The following is a 16,937-nucleotide window of genomic DNA, read 5'->3' as shown; positions in this document are numbered from 1 at the left end:
AGTATAGGCGGTGCATGAGAAAATGAGTAAACAGGACGTTCCAGCGTCTGTCAAAGACGAACGCTTGATTGAAATTAGACGGAACCAAATGATAAAAGGAGCGGTCTCTTTATTTAAAGACAAGGGCTTCCACCGCACCACAACACGAGAGATTGCCAAGGCAGCTGGGTTTAGTATCGGAACACTCTATGAATATATTCGGAAAAAAGAAGATGTTCTGTATTTGGTGTGTGACCGAATTTATGACCAGGTAAGTGATCTATTAAATAGAGACATTGATCCGAGGCGAGGAGATATAAAAAGTCTCACTTTAGCCATTACCTACTATTTTAAAGTCATGGATGAAATGCAGGATGAGGTGCTTGTTATGTACCAAGAGGCCAAATCTCTATCCAAGGATGCCCTTCCGTATGTACTCCAAAAAGAACTCGAAATGGTCGAGATGTTTGAAACGATCTTAACGAGCTGTGTCGAAAATGGTGAATTTAGCCTTCCGGAAAAGCAAAGAAAGCTAGTTGCACACAATATCTTTGTTCAAGGTCAAATGTGGGGATTTAGAAGGTGGGCACTGCAGAAAATCTACACGCTTGAAGAGTATACCAATCTACAAATTCAAAATGTTTTAGACGGAATCGGAGCAAGTAAATAAACAAAGATTAGTAGGAGGGTTCTTATGGCTGTGGTTGAAATTTATAAACCGAAAAATCATATCCGATTTGTTACAGCTTCTAGTTTGTTTGATGGACATGATGCTTCCATCAACATCATGCGTCGTATTATTCAAGCGAGCGGTGCTGAAGTGATTCACCTGGGCCACAATCGTTCAGTGGAAGAGGTTGTTTCAGCAGCGATCCAAGAGGACGTTCAAGGGATTGCGATCTCTTCTTACCAAGGTGGACATGTAGAGTACTTCAAATATATGTATGACCTGTTAAAAGAGCGAAATGCCACGCATATTCGTATTTATGGTGGCGGTGGCGGTGTCATCATTCCAAGAGAAATAAAAGAACTACATGAGTACGGGATTGCTCGTATTTTCTCACCGGAAGATGGTCGGAAGCATGGCCTACAAGGCATGATTAATCGAATGATTGAAGAATGTGATTTTCCAACGGTTACCGAGATAACAGATGAACTTGAGGGTTTAAAAGAAGGTAATATTCAATCCATTACTAGATTAATTACTCTAGCAGAAGGTCAAGTTAGCACGAAAAATGAAATAGCAGTCTCAGCCGAATCAATATTAGAGCAAGTGAAAGAGCTTGCCATTGACGTTCCGGTTCTCGGGATTACAGGTACGGGTGGAGCAGGTAAAAGCTCCCTAACAGACGAACTGGTCCGCCGTTTTTTAAATGAAGTAGAGGATATTAAGATAGCAGTTCTTTCCGTAGATCCGACGAAGCGAAAAACAGGAGGGGCTCTTCTTGGAGATCGTATACGGATGAATGCCATATTTAACCCTCGCGTATTTATGAGAAGCTTAGCAACACGTGGGTCTAGTACAGAGCTTTCCCTTGCAATTAAAGATGCAATCTCTGTCGTTAAAGCAGCTGGATTTGACCTTATCATCATTGAAACGAGTGGGATTGGTCAAGGTGATGCAGAGATTAGTGAAATCAGTGATATCGCCATGTATGTAATGACGAGTGAATTTGGAGCGCCATCTCAATTGGAAAAAATTGATATGATTGACTTCGCTGATTTAATCGTTATTAATAAATTTGAACGCAAAGGTTCAGAGGATGCGAAGAACCAAGTTCAAAAACAATATCAACGCAGTCATTTGTTATTTGAAACAGACCTGTCAAAAATGCCGGTTTATGGTACCATTGCAAGCCAATTTAATGATCAAGGTACAAATTCACTTTTTGCGGCTTTAGTAGAGCTGATTAACCAAAAGACAAAAACGGATTGGTCTACTTCATTCTCAAAAGAGAATCTGGTTCAAAAACAAAATGTCATCATTCCAAACAACCGCCGTTACTATTTACGAGAGATTTCAGAAACAATCCGTGGATACCACAAGATGACTGAAGAGCAAGTGCAAGTAGCTCGTAAATTATTCCAAATTGATGGAGCAATTGAAGCGGTTTGGGACCAAGAACAAACGGTTAAAGCGTTAGAGGAAGCAAAAGAGACGTTTCAATACAAGCTTACTCTTGAATCGAAGAAACTACTTGAAAGCTGGCAGTCTCTGAAGAAAATGTATTCGGGTACAGAGTTTGTGACGAAGGTCCGAGATAAGGAAATTGTGACTAAACTTACAACGAAAAGTTTATCAGGACTTGATATTCCTAAAGTTTCCTTACCGAAATACGTAGATTCCGGAGAAATTCTTCGTTGGATTTACAAAGAAAATGTTCCAGGCATTTTCCCGTTTACAGCTGGTGTATTCCCGTTCAAACGTGAAGGTGAAGACCCGAAACGTCAGTTTGCAGGTGAAGGTACACCTGAGAGAACGAACCGTCGTTTTCACTACTTATCAAAGGATGACAATGCCAAGCGTTTAAGTACCGCATTTGATTCGGTCACATTATACGGTGAAGACCCAGACTACCGTCCTGATATTTATGGGAAAGTTGGGGAAAGTGGTGTCAGCATTTGTACGTTGGAGGATATGAAGAAGTTATATGAAGGCTTTGACCTATGTGCACCTTCTACCTCTGTGTCGATGACAATCAATGGTCCAGCACCCATCATTTTGGCTATGTTTTTCAATACAGCCATCCATCAACAAGTGGAAAAACGTGAGCAAGATCTAGGTAGAATTTTGACAATTGAAGAATACGTTCAGATTAAAGAGATGACACTCCAAAATGTTCGTGGTACGGTTCAAGCTGATATCCTAAAAGAGGATCAAGGACAAAATACTTGTATCTTCTCGACTGAATTTGCCCTTCGAATGATGGGTGATATCCAGCAGTACTTCACCGAGCAAAACGTGAGAAATTACTATTCTGTATCGATTTCTGGCTACCATATTGCCGAAGCGGGAGCAAACCCACTATCTCAATTAGCCTTTACATTAGCAAACGGATTCACGTATGTGGAGTATTACCTGAGTCGTGGTATGAATATTGATGATTTTGCACCCAATCTTTCCTTCTTCTTTAGTAATGGATTGGACCCAGAGTATACAGTCATCGGTCGTGTGGCGAGAAGAATTTGGTCTATCGTTATGCGTGACAAATACGGTGCAAACGAACGTAGTCAAAAGCTAAAGTATCACATTCAAACAAGCGGTCGTTCTTTACATGCCCAAGAAATTGATTTTAATGATATCAGAACAACACTACAAGCCTTAATGGCGATCCATGACAACTGTAATTCCCTTCATACAAATGCGTATGATGAAGCGATTACAACGCCAACAGAAGAATCAGTTCGTCGTGCAATGGCCATTCAAATGATTATTACGAAGGAACATGGATTAACCAAAAATGAAAATCCACTTCAAGGGGCCTTCATTATAGAAGAATTAACAGACCTTGTTGAAGAAGCTGTGCTTCAAGAATTTGAACGAATTAATGATCGTGGTGGCGTTCTTGGAGCGATGGAAACACAATATCAACGTGGAAAAATACAAGAAGAATCCATGTTTTATGAAATGAAAAAGCATTCTGGGGAATTGCCGATCATCGGTGTAAACACATACTTAAATCCAACTCCTCCTTCTGAGGAAGATTTAAATAACATTGAGCTTGCCCGTGCATCACAAGAGGAAAAAGAACAGCAAATTCAAAACCTACTTACATTCCAGGCACAATATAGTGATCAAACAGAAGAAGCATTAAAGCGCCTTAAGCATGTTGCTATTTCAGGTGGCAATATATTCGAAGAGCTTTTACAAACCGTATCAGTGGCAAGCTTAGGACAGATTACGAGAGCCCTATATGAAGTGGGCGGTCAATATCGCCGAAATATGTAAATAAAAAGGAGCCTAACCGCTCCTTTTTACGTGGTTTCCTTTTAGTGGTTCCAGGAACTTCTCGAAATAAATCGACAAAATTCGGGTGGTACCTGGAACGCATGAAAAAAAACCTTACACATTTGTAGCATAATTGGTATAAATTTGTTTATAATGAAAAGTATGTTTATTATAGGTTTATATCTAGAATTAATAGGATCTTGAAATCCTTTTAAATTAATTGGGGATGTAACAAGTTGTTATACATAGAAAGGGAGTGCCGTGACTTGAATTTAAAAAAAATACCACAGGAACAAATTAAGCAGTTATCCATGATTGAGTTGACTTATGAATTACTTGCTGCAAATAAACAGGCTATTCCGTTTAAAGATCTTGTTAAAGAGTTAGGAAAGCTTCTTGGGCTTACACAGGAAGAAGTAAGATCAAGAATGTCTCAATTCTACACAGATTTGAATATAGATGGTCGTTTTCTTGCTGTTGGTGAAAACCGTTGGGGAATAAGAAGTTGGTATCCTTATGACCAAGTAGAAGAAGAGGTTGCTCCAGTTCCTAAGGCGAAAAAGAAGCGTGCTAAGAAGGCAACGGATGAGGATGAATTAGAAGTAGAAGGTTTTGATGAGTTAGATGATGAAGATTATGATGATATAGATGAATTAGATGAATTAGATGATATTGACGATCTTGATGATGACGAAGAAGATGAAGATGAGGAAGTCGTACTAGTCAAAAAAGAAGTAGCTGTTGACGAAGAAGAAGAAGATGATGTCGAAGATTTTGATGATGAACTACTAGACGAAGATTATGATCTTGAAGATGAAGAAGATGATTTAGAAGAAAAAGAGGATGAAGACGAAAAAGACCAATAATCTCCTCTTGACATTTTTATAGCCTGTCTATAAAATCATATTTGGGCTCTAGTAAAACGGAACGTTGTCAGCAACGTTACATAAAAGAAGCAAAGATTGCTCCCTTCTAAAAGGTGAAGTAGTTTTTGCTTTTTTTATTTTTTAGGAAACAATAAAGTAAACATTTGCTATGCTAGAATCTGAACAAGGCGCTTTCGCTCTTCTAAATGGCTACTCTCCAAAAAAAATAGACAAGAAACAGATGAGGGGGATCAACATGACAAAGTATATTTTTGTAACAGGTGGAGTTGTTTCATCTCTAGGGAAGGGAATAACAGCCGCATCATTAGGACGATTATTAAAAAATAGAGGGTTAAGTGTGACGATTCAAAAGTTTGACCCCTATATAAATGTAGACCCTGGAACGATGAGTCCATACCAGCATGGTGAAGTATTTGTAACGGATGATGGTGCAGAAACAGACCTTGATTTAGGCCATTACGAGCGCTTTGTTGATATTAATGTCACAAAGTATTCAAGTGTGACAACAGGGAAAATTTACTCAACCGTTCTGAAAAAGGAACGCCGTGGAGATTACAATGGTGGAACCGTACAGGTCATTCCTCATATTACAAATGAGATTAAAGAAAGAGTTTTCCGTGCTGGTCGAGAGACAAACTCTGACATAGTAATTACAGAGATTGGTGGCACAGTAGGTGATATTGAGTCTTTACCTTTCCTAGAAGCCATACGCCAAATTAAGAGTGATGTTGGCCGCGATAATGTGATGTACATACATTGTACCCTCGTCCCTTATATTAAAGCTGCTGGTGAAATGAAAACAAAACCTACACAACATAGTGTGAAGGAGCTTCGAAGCTTAGGTATTCAGCCAAACGTTATTGTTGTCCGTTCTGAAATGCCGATTTCTCAAGATATGAAGGATAAGATTGCCCTATTCTGTGACATTGATCAAAAAGCAGTTATCGAGGCACTAGATGCAGATACACTATACGCTGTCCCTCTTTCCTTACAAAAACAAGGTTTGGACCAAATCACTTGTGAACACTTAAAGCTAACATGCCAAGAGGCTGACATGACTGAATGGAAGGCACTAGTAGATAAGGTTCTAAACCTTTCCAAAAAAACGACGATTGGATTAGTTGGTAAGTATGTAGAACTTCAAGATGCTTATATATCAGTCGTTGAAGCACTTCGCCATGCAGGCTATACGTATGACACTGACGTTCAAGTAAAATGGATTAACGCGGAACATGTGACCATGGACAATGTAAAAGATTTACTACAGGATGTAGATGGAATTTTAATACCAGGTGGCTTCGGTGACCGTGGAATTGAAGGCAAAATTGCTGCCACACAATATGCTCGCGAAAATAAAGTGCCATTCCTTGGAATCTGCTTAGGAATGCAGCTTGCATCCATTGAGTTTGCCCGTAATGTACTCGGTTTAGTGGGAGCTCACACGGCTGAAATAAATCCAGATACACCACATCCAATTATTGATCTTCTCCCTGAGCAAAAGGATATAGAAGATTTGGGTGGAACTTTAAGACTTGGTCTACAACCTTGTAAGCTTCTTGAAGAAACTCGAGCCTATGCAGCCTATCAGGATGAAGTGATCTATGAACGTCACCGTCATCGCTATGAGTTTAATAACCACTATCGTCAAGTGATGGAAGAAGCAGGGTTTATCTTCTCTGGTACAAGTCCAGATGGTCGCTTAGTTGAAATTATTGAGTTAAAAGATCACCCTTGGTTTGTTGCTTCTCAGTTCCATCCGGAATTTATATCACGTCCAACAAGACCACAGCCACTCTTTAGAGAATTTGTAAATGCTGCTTTACACAATAAATAAGTCTAAAATAAAACCCTCAATTGTTGAGGGTTTTATTTTCTTTATATCGTGGCACTAGTATGTCATCAGCCTTTGTTGAGTGGAGTGAACATTTGGTACATTTTGTATTAATTTCGTAAACTAGTATTTTGGCTTATATAGTTGAATTTCGGACAATAAAAATGAAAAACGGCTTATAAATCTTAATTTCAGGAAAATATAAATTAGATTTCCGCTTTTAAATGAAATCTGACCTTATTCAAACCTAGTCGAATTCTTCAAATATATAATAGGTTTCTACTATTTTTTCTTGGAATTCGAGTCATTTAAAGAGTAAATAGGAGATTTCCGAGTTGAAAGAATGAGTTTCGTTATGGAGTATCAATGGTATGATCTATCTTGGTAAAACGGAGTTACTATCAGTTAGGCAGGTTTTAAGTCTATAGCCGGAGGTTACATAACAATAAGAAAACTGAGTGAGGCTCATCCTCACTCAGTTTTCTTATTCACTCATATTCGTCCAATATTTCTTGAATCGTAAAATAAAGACCGTAGTACGTATACAAAGCAATGACAGCAGTCGGAAGTCCGAAGCGACCTCCCACCTCATCTGGCAACAGTCCAATTGATAATTGGCTATCAATGTGTACATCGACTATATGATGTAAGCACTCTTGCTCTTGATTGACCACACATGATACTGCAACAGTGGGAATCCCTTTCTCTAGTAGGGTTTTTGCAAGCTGGATTGCTTCTGGATCTGTTGAATACCGAGTAACGAGTAATACCCGATCCAATGATGTGACGTCAGCCAAGTCGTTTTCTACATTTAATGATCTAGCCCCATTTAATGTCTCAGGTCCCATAGTAGCAGTGAGTTCAACTGCCTTTAACTCGTCAAATCCATAAATATAAACGGTGCCCTCTCCTATTAAAGCCTGAGAAAGTAAACGAGCTCCTTCCTCTATGTTCATGGTTTCTTTCTCTTCTATCTTCTTAAAGACCCCTTGCAGCTGAGTGGTGAACATTTTTAACATAAGATCACTTACCTTCTCTAATTATCATTGGTACTATTATAGCGAATGAGATCCAAAACACGAAATAGATAGAATTTAGTAGATATTTGTCGAGAAACATTTCGACAAAAAAGAAGGAGAAAAAAGGAAGTAGAGAGAAATAGTCTAAGATACTACGGAGAGTAAACTAGGGAGTGAATATTATGGTTGGAAAAATATTAATTGTTGACGATCAATTCGGAATTCGTATTCTTTTAAATGAAGTATTTCAAAAAGAAGGCTATACCACTTTTCAAGCTGCTAACGGATTTCAAGCACTAGATATTGTTGATAAGCATTCGCCTGATCTAGTATTATTAGATATGAAAATTCCTGGAATGGATGGAATTGAGATATTAAAAAGAATGAAAGCAGTTGATCCTGATATTCAAGCCATAATTATGACGGCTTATGGTGAGCTTGATATGATTCAAGAAGCTAAGGACTTAGGTGCAATTACCCACTTTGCAAAACCTTTTGATATTGATGAAATTAGAGATGCGGTAAAAAACCATCTACAAATCCGTTCATAAAAGCAGATTACTTCGTGATTATTGCTGTTTTCAGGAATTGTTGGTATGCTAAAAAAGGGCAAAGAGCCGTTTGAAATTGTTTTACATAATTGAACTTTTCAAGGGGAAAATAACTTGAGACTTCAAACAAATGGTTCTAATCATAAGCTCAAGTATTTGGATACATAAGGAGGATAAATCAATGCCTTTAGTTTCAATGACTGAAATGCTAAAGAAAGCAAAAGCAGAAGGATATGCTGTTGGTCAATTTAACTTAAATAATTTAGAGTTCACTCAAGCAATTCTTCAAGCAGCACAAGAAGAAAACTCACCCGTGATCTTAGGGGTTTCAGAAGGTGCAGGCCGTTATATGGGTGGCTTAAAAACAGTAGTTGAAATTGTAAAAGCACTTATGGAAGAGTACAAGGTAACCGTACCTGTTGCCATTCACTTAGACCATGGTTCAAGCTTTGAGGCTTGTGCAAAAGCAATCCATGCTGGTTTTACATCCGTTATGATTGATGCATCTCACCACCCGTTTGAGGAAAACATTCAAACGACTTCAAAAGTAGTTGAGCTTGCTCATTTCCACGGAATCTCAGTTGAAGCAGAGCTCGGGGTTGTCGGTGGTCAAGAAGATGATGTAGTGGCGGATGGTGTCATTTACGCAGACCCTAAAGAGTGTGAAGAGCTTGTCAAACGCACTGGTATCGATTGCTTAGCTCCAGCTTTGGGATCGGTCCATGGACCTTATAAAGGTGAGCCAAACCTTGGATTCAAGGAAATGGAAGAGATTGGAAATTCGATTGGTATTCCTCTAGTACTACATGGTGGAACTGGGATCCCAACCAAGGATATTCAAAAGGCTATATCATTTGGAACAGCCAAGATAAATGTGAACACAGAAAGCCAAATGTCTTCAGCTGCGAAGGTTCGTGAAATGCTAGAATCAGACAAAGAAATGTATGACCCTCGTAAATATTTAGGGCCTGCTCGTGAAGCTATAAAAGAAACAGTAAAAGGAAAGATGCGTGAATTCGGTTCTTCTAACCGAGCATAGCACAAATCCATCATTACCTGACCGCCTAATTAGGCGGTTTCGTTATTTCAGAAATACTTACTAAGGAGGAAGAATGATGAAATTTTTTATTGATACGGCTAATCTACAGGAAATTAAAGAGGCAAATGCTCTTGGAATACTCTCAGGAGTAACAACCAATCCTTCCCTTGTAGCAAAGGAAAAAGGTGTATTATTTGAAGATCGTTTACGTGAGATTACAGCTGAAGTATCTGGCTCTGTAAGTGCAGAAGTAATTGGACTTAAGGCTGAAGAAATGATTGAAGAGGGTAAGAAGCTAGCAGCAATCGCACCAAATATTACCGTAAAAGTACCCATGACTCCAGATGGACTAAAGGCAGTTAAGGTGTTTAGTGAACTTGGAATTAAGACCAATGTGACACTTATTTTCTCTGCGAATCAAGCACTCCTAGCTGCTAGAGCTGGTGCAACTTATGTTTCTCCATTTTTAGGTAGGCTTGATGACATCGGTCATGACGGATTAGAGGTAGTTAGTAAAATTGCTGACATCTTCATGGTTCATGATCTACCAACAGAAATTATTGCCGCTTCCATCAGACATCCTCAACATATAACAGAAGCAGCTTTAAGAGGAGCACATATTGCAACCGTACCTTTAAAAGTAATCATGCAAATTTTTAATCATCCACTAACCGATAAAGGTATTGAGCAGTTTTTAGAGGATTGGAATAATCGTTAGGAAGTAAGGGTGAACCGCTCCCTACTTCAAGTCTAAAAAAAGGACGAATTGAAAAGCGAGCTTTTCATTCGTCCTTTTTTATAATATCAGAATTTATATGGGCTAGTGCATCTGAATCCGGCGCAAGCGCCCTGCCCCTCGAGGTCAAATGTTCTGAAAAAAGAAGGGAAAACCAACTTTTTCATTTTTTCAGAACATTTGCTATGCCTGAGGCAAAACGGGGCGCTTTTCGCCTTTTGTTCGATGTGAAACCACACAATCTCGCGGAGCACCTGTATTACAAACAGTCATGGGAGTGGAGAAGCCTGTTCCGGGAAGGGCGGCCTCGGCACGAAACCAAGATAAAACCAAGATTTAACCAAAACCAAGAAGAAAACTAAGACCAAATTGCACCCCCAGACCAAATCCCCACTCTAAATAGGCAGGTTTTATTTAACGAAATAGCGAATTCTCCAGTTTTCTACAATTTTTTCCTCATTTTTGGCTTCATAAGGTATGATAGACCAATGGAATGAAATCAAAAAATGCTAAAATTTATCTTGTCTAGATAATTTGTCTCAATTTTTCCTTTTCATTACATAATTTTCTCAGTTTCGTGTAAAATAAAAGGTAAAAGATATGTGGAAGGGCTCTAAATGCTTTTGAGGTACGTTTTAACCTCGCTACCCTTCGACAGGACCTTTAAGAAGAAGGGAGTCTTTATATGGATAAGCTTAAAATAGAAGGTGGAAATAAATTAAGAGGAACCGTACGTATTAGTGGTGCTAAAAACAGTGCGGTGGCTTTAATTCCGGCAACCATTCTAGCGGAATCCCCTGTATTTATTGATGGATTGCCGAACATTTCGGATGTACAAATATTATCTGACTTGCTAGAAGAGATTGGTGGAAAAGTAACCTTAAACAATAGTGAAATCATTGTGGATCCATCTCAAATGATTTCGATGCCACTTCCAAATGGTAAGGTAAAAAAGTTACGTGCTTCCTATTATTTAATGGGAGCGATGCTTGGTCGGTTTAAAAAAGCAGTGGTTGGTTTACCAGGTGGCTGTCATTTAGGTCCAAGACCCATTGATCAACATATAAAAGGATTTGAAGCACTTGGTGCAAAAGTTACCAATGAGCAGGGTGCCATTTATTTACGAGCTGACGAATTAATAGGAGCAAGAATTTATTTAGATGTCGTCAGTGTAGGTGCGACCATTAATATCATGTTGGCTGCTGTTCGAGCTAAAGGTCGTACTATTATTGAAAATGCTGCTAAAGAGCCTGAAATTATTGATGTGGCTACACTATTAACGAGCATGGGTGCTAGAATTAAAGGTGCTGGTACGGATGTGATCCGCATTGATGGTGTCGATTCATTGCAGGGCTGCAGGCATACCATCATTCCTGATCGTATTGAAGCAGGTACATACTTAGTTATTGGAGCAGCAATGGGGGAAGAAGTATTGATTGATAATGTTATTCCTTTACACCTTGAGTCTCTCATTGCAAAACTTCGTGAAATGGGTGTAACCATTGAAACACAGGATGATCAAATTATTGTCAGAGGTACGGATAAGCTTAAAGCTGTTGATATAAAAACTCTTGTCTATCCAGGATTCCCGACAGATCTTCAACAGCCACTTACATCTTTGTTAACAAAGGCGCAGGGCTCAAGTGTTGTAACGGACACGATTTATGGAGCACGTTTTAAGCACATTGACGAGTTGAGAAGAATGAATGCAAGCATTAAAGTAGAAGGACGTTCAGCCATTATTAACGGCCCGTCCAAACTACAAGGTGCAAAAGTCCGTGCAAGTGATTTACGAGCAGGTGCTGCACTTGTTGTAGCCGGATTGATGGCAGAAGGAATCACAGAAGTATCAGGACTTGAGCATATAGATCGTGGATATGAACACTTAGTAGATAAACTCAGTGGGCTTGGTGCTGTTATCTGGCGTGAAAGTATGTCAGAAAAAGAGATTGAACAACTTCAAAATTCATAATAACAGATTGAACATAATATGTTATACTATTTGTGGTAATACACAATTGGTATAACATATTTTTATTTATATGACTCTATATTCATCTATATGAGGGATTTCAGTCAGTTTCATAGTTGGAATTCTCCGTACAAAAGGCAATTAGGTTATGTCATACATACAAAAACAAATAGGATAGAATTTTAAATAGAGATAATAGGGGAGAGATTGTGATGGAACGTAGCTTATCAATGGAACTTGTGCGTGTAACGGAAGCAGCAGCTTTAGCATCAGCAAGATGGATGGGAAGAGGCCTTAAAAACGAAGCAGACGATGCGGCAACCTCAGCAATGCGCGATGTTTTTGATACCATACCTATGAAAGGAACTGTTGTGATCGGAGAAGGTGAAATGGATGAGGCCCCAATGCTTTTCATCGGCGAAAAGCTAGGGACAGGCTATGGTCCAAGAGTCGACGTTGCAGTAGATCCGTTAGAAGGAACCAATATTGTAGCAACGGGTGGTTGGAACGCATTAGCGGTTCTTGCTATTGCTGATCACGGCAATCTTTTACATGCACCAGATATGTATATGGATAAAATTGCAGTCGGGCCCGAATCAGTTGGCAAGATTGATATTAATGCTTCGATTTTAGATAATCTTAGAGCAGTTGCGAAAGCAAAAAACAAAGACATTGAGGATGTAGTGGCAACTATTTTATATCGACCACGACATGAGAAAATCATTCAAGAAATAAGAGAAGCCGGTGCGCGAATAAAGTTAATAACTGATGGTGATGTTGCAGGGGCCATCAATACAGCCTTTGACCACACGGGTGTTGATATACTTTTCGGATCTGGTGGAGCACCAGAGGGTGTTATAGCAGCAGTTGCGCTTAAATGCCTAGGTGGGGAAATCCAAGGTAAGCTTTTGCCGCAATCTGAAGAGGAGCTAATTCGCTGTCAAAAGATGGGGATCTTGGACGTTAACCGTGTTCTATTTATGGAGGATTTAGTAAAAGGTGATGATGCCATATTTGCAGCAACAGGTGTAACAGACGGGGAACTTCTAAGAGGTGTGCAATTTAAAGGTTCAATCGGGACGACTCATTCTCTTGTCATGCGAGCAAAATCAGGTACTGTCAGGTTCATTGATGGAAGACATAGTTTAAATAAGAAACCAAACTTAGTAATGAAGCCTTAATCATAATAAAAAAAGGCTCTTTTCTAAAAGATTGTTGTTTTCGAACATATTTTTTAATATAAAAACTATTAAGTAAACAGTTGATTGTAACGGAAGGATGCTCGACTCCTGCGGGAGCAGCGTGACAGGTGAGACCCCACAGGCGCTTGCGCCGAGGAGGCTCACCGCTCGCCCCGCGGAAAGCGAGCATCCTGGAGTGGAAATCAACCCTATTTTAAAAAGCAACAATGTTTACGAAAACAGCCTAAAAAAAAAGTAGGAGCAGTGACAATTTTTTCACTACTCCTACTTTTTTTGACAAAAGCTGATATCGGTCGCAGAATCTGTCACAAGATTTCCATTAATCAAGTATTGATTAAACTAGTACAAAAAGGGTAAAATAGAAATTGGCTACGTGTTATGATTCGCTTATCATGCTTCTTCTTCAAATTTCACTTCGAAGAAATCTTCTATCTTTCTTTTCTTAACCGTAATTTATTTATAGATCCTTTTTTTGTCTATACGTATAGTTTGAAAAGATTGGATACTAAGCGCTTGTTTGTAACGTACAATAATCTTGTTGAAAAAGAGTGGTGTTCTCGTGAGTAATAGTCTTACCCTTTCAAGTTTAGAAGAACTAAAACTTAAGGACCTATATGAGCTTGCTAGAAGCTATAAGGTTTCTTATTATAGTAAGCTAACCAAAAAAGAATTAATTTTTGCGATATTAAAAGCACAAGCAGAAAAAGACGGCTTTATGTTTATGGAAGGTGTATTAGAAATTATTCAGTCCGAAGGTTTTGGTTTCTTGAGGCCAATTAACTATTCGCCAAGTTCTGAAGATATTTACATCTCTGCCTCTCAGATAAGACGTTTTGATTTGCGGAACGGTGATAAAGTATCTGGAAAAGTTAGACCTCCTAAGGAAAACGAACGTTATTATGGGTTGCTTCACGTTGAGGCTGTTAATGGAGAAAATCCGGAAACAGCAAAGGAACGTGTCCATTTCCCTGCCCTAACGGCTTTATATCCAGACCGTCAAATTATCCTTGAAACTAGTCCAGATCAAGCGTCTACTAGGATTATGGATCTAATTGCCCCGGTAGGATTTGGGCAACGTGGTCTGATTGTTGCACCTCCTAAAGCTGGAAAAACAATGCTACTAAAGGAAATTGCAAATAGTATCACAACGAATCATCCAGAAGCTGAACTTATTGTTCTTCTAGTGGACGAGCGTCCAGAGGAAGTTACCGATATAGAGCGTTCCGTTGCTGGAGATGTTGTAAGTTCAACATTCGATGAAGTGCCTGAAAACCATATTAAAGTTGCTGAGCTAGTTCTTGAACGAGCCATGCGTTTAGTGGAGCACAAGAAAGATGTTATTATTCTAATGGATAGTATCACTCGACTTGCTAGAGCCTATAACCTTGTGATTCCTCCAAGCGGAAGAACATTATCAGGGGGAATAGACCCGGCTGCATTCCATCGTCCGAAGCGTTTCTTTGGTGCTGCTCGTAACATTGAAGAGGGCGGTAGCTTAACCATCCTTGCAACTGCTTTAGTTGAAACAGGATCACGTATGGATGATGTTATCTATGAAGAATTTAAAGGAACAGGAAATATGGAGCTACATCTTGACCGTTCTCTAGCTGAAAAACGTATTTTCCCAGCGATTGATGTACGTCGTTCTGGAACGAGAAAAGAAGAATTGCTGGTACCGAAGGATCAAATAGAGAAGCTATGGGCAATTAGAAGAGGATTGACAGATTCTCCTGATTTTGTTGAACGATTCTTAAAACGATTAAAATCAACAAAAACAAATGATGAATTTATTCAGCTGATGAATGAACCAAAAACTGGAGCAAATACAAGGTAGGTAGGTACAGCTGATTTTAGGGAAACAAGCGGTTAATCCCGGCTGATTACCCAAAAACTTGGTGACATTAAGGAATTGAACGGTTGTATGTCCTAAGTAAATGAATATGCCTGATCTCTGAGCAAGGAACTTCTGCTTTTCTCTTCACCAAATTCATATCATCTAATAATGTATGGTTGCAAAAGCAACATAGTCCTGCTATAATTTCTTCATGTGTTATTTTAGCAGTGAGATTATTATGCATGTGTATGATTGATTTCACTTACGATATTTTGAGATAAAACTTACTCTGATTCACATACTAGTTTCAGGGCGGAAGGAGATGAAAAAAATGAGAGCAGGAATTCACCCAAACTATAAAAAGATTAATGTTAAGTGTGCTTGTGGTAACGAATTTGAAACCGGATCTGTAATGAACGAGGTTAAAGTCGAGATTTGTTCGGACTGTCACCCATTCTATACAGGACGTCAAAAGTTTGCTACTGCAGATGGACGCGTAGATAGATTTAACAAGAAATATGGTATTAAGTAATTTCGTACAAGTACGAAATACTTTTTAAAAAGCTATATTTAAAAGAAGTTTTAATCTGATTTTTATTCAAAAAGCAGGCAAGTGTTTATCTCTTGCTTGCTTTTTTTGCTTGTCTAGCAGCATGAGCTGACTGGTTTTTCTTTTTAATGGATAAACAAGTCAATCCTATCAAATACTGCTTACTATATAACTTACTTAAAACAAATTATTATAATCCGGTCAATCAAGTGACTCCAGGGTGACATGTAAAGACGAGGAAGGGAGAGACCGTCATATATGTATGAAATGAAAAAAAGCGGTTGGATTGAGGTCATCTGTGGTAGCATGTTTTCAGGGAAATCAGAGGAGCTTATCCGACGTGTAAAGCGAACTCAATATGCAAAACAGCATGTTCAAGTGTTTAAACCAATGATAGATAATCGATATAGCGAAGAAAATGTTGTCTCTCATAATGGTACATCTGTCATAGCACGGCCTGTATCCTTTTCTCGGGACATTTTAACGTATGTTACTTCAGATGTTGATGTTGTGGCTATTGACGAAGTCCAGTTTTTTGACAACCATGTGCTAGAAGTCGTGGAATTGCTTGCAAATCAAGGACACCGAGTTATAGTAGCTGGTTTAGATCAAGACTTCCGTGGGGAACCGTTTGGTCAAGTTCCACGGTTACTGGCAATTGCTGAGCATGTAACAAAGCTTCAGGCTGTTTGCGCAGTTTGTGCATCTCCTGCTAGTCGAACTCAACGATTAATTAACGAAGAACCGGCTTCTTACGATGACCCGATTATATTGGTTGGAGCATCAGAGTCATATGAACCACGGTGCAGACATTGTCATGAAGTTCGCAACAAGCCTGCATTGCTCGCCCTTGATAAACAAGAAACATATTAATTCGAAATATTTTCCATGTAAGCAGCTTTAACGCAAAGGGAATCCTATTTGTAGGAGGGATTCACTAATGTGTAAAAGGCTGCTTATATTTTTGTGTTTGGGAATCAGTTTAGTTCTCCAAGGTTGTGGTAATGTTCAAACCGTGGAAGATCAAAACGGTGTGCAGCTCATGAAATATAATGAGAAAAAAGATGGATTCTATGAACGAGACCTTGGTGATGAAGAATTTTTAACGAATCAAAGTGCGACTAATTATATTGATGTAACTGAAAGTAGACCTAATATTGGTACAGATCAGGATAAGATTAGGGAAGTCGTAGACACTTTTGATGACGTCACCCCCGGTTCCGTGTTCATCAACGGTAATGATGCATATGTGACAGTACACACAACAAACGAAGCCTACACAGAAAACGAACGTGATCATCTCCGTCACAAGCTTCTAAAAAGCATTACTGGAGCTGTGCCGCGTTATCACATAAACGTTAAGGTACATTAGGGTGGTTCTATGAACC

General features: G+C 39.0%; 14 protein-coding genes. 13 read left to right on the top strand and 1 reads right to left on the bottom strand.

The genetic code is table 11. The annotated features are described in order from the left end of the window. Positions 1–22: 22 nt before the first annotated feature. The 4 genes from ACOI1C_RS07360 to ACOI1C_RS07345 all read left to right on the top strand — a co-directional run bounded on the left by ACOI1C_RS07360 (position 23) and on the right by ACOI1C_RS07345 (position 6,649). Positions 23–649, top strand: a complete 627-nt coding sequence (locus ACOI1C_RS07360) for a TetR/AcrR family transcriptional regulator (protein ID WP_422509473.1) — start codon at positions 23–25, stop codon at positions 647–649. Between the two features lie 30 nt (positions 650–679). Further along, positions 680–3,928 carry a fused isobutyryl-CoA mutase/GTPase IcmF gene (icmF, locus tag ACOI1C_RS07355; protein WP_422509513.1) on the top strand — a complete coding sequence of 1,083 codons (3,249 nt, stop codon included), beginning with the start codon at positions 680–682 and terminating at the stop codon, positions 3,926–3,928. 266 nt (positions 3,929–4,194) lie between these two features. Further along, positions 4,195–4,794, top strand: coding sequence for a DNA-directed RNA polymerase subunit delta (gene rpoE / locus ACOI1C_RS07350; RefSeq protein WP_422509471.1), 600 nt, complete (start codon positions 4,195–4,197; stop codon positions 4,792–4,794). Positions 4,795–5,050: 256 nt separating this feature from the next. Next, on the top strand, positions 5,051–6,649 hold the full coding sequence (locus ACOI1C_RS07345; protein WP_422509469.1) for a CTP synthase: 1,599 nt from the start codon (positions 5,051–5,053) through the stop codon (positions 6,647–6,649). A gap of 485 nt (positions 6,650–7,134) precedes the next feature. Here ACOI1C_RS07345 and ACOI1C_RS07340 read toward each other — a convergent pair whose 3' ends face one another. After that, positions 7,135–7,665, bottom strand: coding sequence for a DUF2529 domain-containing protein (locus tag ACOI1C_RS07340; RefSeq protein ID WP_422509467.1), 531 nt, complete (start codon positions 7,663–7,665; stop codon positions 7,135–7,137). Positions 7,666–7,844: 179 nt separating this feature from the next. Here ACOI1C_RS07340 and ACOI1C_RS07335 point away from each other — a divergent pair, with 179 nt between their 5' ends. The 9 genes from ACOI1C_RS07335 (at position 7,845) to ACOI1C_RS07295 (ending at position 16,921) form a co-directional block, all read left to right on the top strand. Further along, positions 7,845–8,216, top strand: coding sequence for a response regulator (locus ACOI1C_RS07335; RefSeq protein WP_422509512.1), 372 nt, complete (start codon positions 7,845–7,847; stop codon positions 8,214–8,216). 181 nt (positions 8,217–8,397) lie between these two features. Continuing rightward, a complete protein-coding gene (locus ACOI1C_RS07330; protein WP_422509465.1) occupies positions 8,398–9,255 on the top strand; it encodes a class II fructose-bisphosphate aldolase in 858 nt (285 codons plus the stop codon). A gap of 76 nt (positions 9,256–9,331) precedes the next feature. Then, positions 9,332–9,973 (top strand): fructose-6-phosphate aldolase, encoded by a 642-nt coding sequence (gene fsa / locus ACOI1C_RS07325; RefSeq protein ID WP_422509463.1) that lies wholly within the window; start codon positions 9,332–9,334, stop codon positions 9,971–9,973. A 703-nt stretch (positions 9,974–10,676) separates the two neighbouring features. Then, on the top strand, positions 10,677–11,963 hold the full coding sequence (locus tag ACOI1C_RS07320) for a UDP-N-acetylglucosamine 1-carboxyvinyltransferase (protein WP_422509462.1): 1,287 nt from the start codon (positions 10,677–10,679) through the stop codon (positions 11,961–11,963). Positions 11,964–12,175: 212 nt separating this feature from the next. Continuing rightward, complete coding sequence (gene glpX / locus ACOI1C_RS07315; RefSeq protein WP_422509461.1) at positions 12,176–13,144, top strand: class II fructose-bisphosphatase; 969 nt, start codon at positions 12,176–12,178, stop codon at positions 13,142–13,144. Positions 13,145–13,724: 580 nt separating this feature from the next. After that, positions 13,725–14,999, top strand: a complete 1,275-nt coding sequence (rho, locus tag ACOI1C_RS07310; protein WP_422509460.1) for a transcription termination factor Rho — start codon at positions 13,725–13,727, stop codon at positions 14,997–14,999. A 331-nt stretch (positions 15,000–15,330) separates the two neighbouring features. Further along, positions 15,331–15,531 carry a 50S ribosomal protein L31 gene (gene rpmE, locus ACOI1C_RS07305; protein ID WP_422509459.1) on the top strand — a complete coding sequence of 67 codons (201 nt, stop codon included), beginning with the start codon at positions 15,331–15,333 and terminating at the stop codon, positions 15,529–15,531. A gap of 276 nt (positions 15,532–15,807) precedes the next feature. Beyond that, positions 15,808–16,422, top strand: coding sequence for a thymidine kinase (locus tag ACOI1C_RS07300; protein ID WP_422509458.1), 615 nt, complete (start codon positions 15,808–15,810; stop codon positions 16,420–16,422). Positions 16,423–16,489: 67 nt separating this feature from the next. Continuing rightward, entirely contained in the window at positions 16,490–16,921 is a 432-nt protein-coding gene (locus ACOI1C_RS07295; RefSeq protein WP_422509457.1) for a YhcN/YlaJ family sporulation lipoprotein, read from the top strand. Positions 16,922–16,937: the final 16 nt, after the last annotated feature.

The sequence above is a fragment of the Bacillus sp. DJP31 genome (genome assembly GCF_049310945.1).
Lineage (GTDB): Bacteria > Bacillota > Bacilli > Bacillales > SA4 > Bacillus_BS.
This window is presented reverse-complemented; position numbering and strand designations above follow the sequence as displayed.

Excerpts from the sequence above, each read along its gene's own strand:
- ACOI1C_RS07360 (WP_422509473.1), top strand. The coding sequence starts at position 23 with ATGAGTAAACAGGACGTTCCAGCGTCTGTCAAAGACGAACGCTTGATT.
- ACOI1C_RS07345 (WP_422509469.1), top strand. The coding sequence starts at position 5,051 with ATGACAAAGTATATTTTTGTAACAGGTGGAGTTGTTTCATCTCTAGGG.
- ACOI1C_RS07340 (WP_422509467.1), bottom strand. The coding sequence starts at position 7,665 with ATGTTAAAAATGTTCACCACTCAGCTGCAAGGGGTCTTTAAGAAGATA.
- ACOI1C_RS07330 (WP_422509465.1), top strand. The coding sequence starts at position 8,398 with ATGCCTTTAGTTTCAATGACTGAAATGCTAAAGAAAGCAAAAGCAGAA.
- fsa (WP_422509463.1), top strand. The coding sequence starts at position 9,332 with ATGAAATTTTTTATTGATACGGCTAATCTACAGGAAATTAAAGAGGCA.
- ACOI1C_RS07320 (WP_422509462.1), top strand. The coding sequence starts at position 10,677 with ATGGATAAGCTTAAAATAGAAGGTGGAAATAAATTAAGAGGAACCGTA.
- glpX (WP_422509461.1), top strand. The coding sequence starts at position 12,176 with ATGGAACGTAGCTTATCAATGGAACTTGTGCGTGTAACGGAAGCAGCA.
- rpmE (WP_422509459.1), top strand. The coding sequence starts at position 15,331 with ATGAGAGCAGGAATTCACCCAAACTATAAAAAGATTAATGTTAAGTGT.
- ACOI1C_RS07300 (WP_422509458.1), top strand. The coding sequence starts at position 15,808 with ATGTATGAAATGAAAAAAAGCGGTTGGATTGAGGTCATCTGTGGTAGC.
- ACOI1C_RS07295 (WP_422509457.1), top strand. The coding sequence starts at position 16,490 with ATGTGTAAAAGGCTGCTTATATTTTTGTGTTTGGGAATCAGTTTAGTT.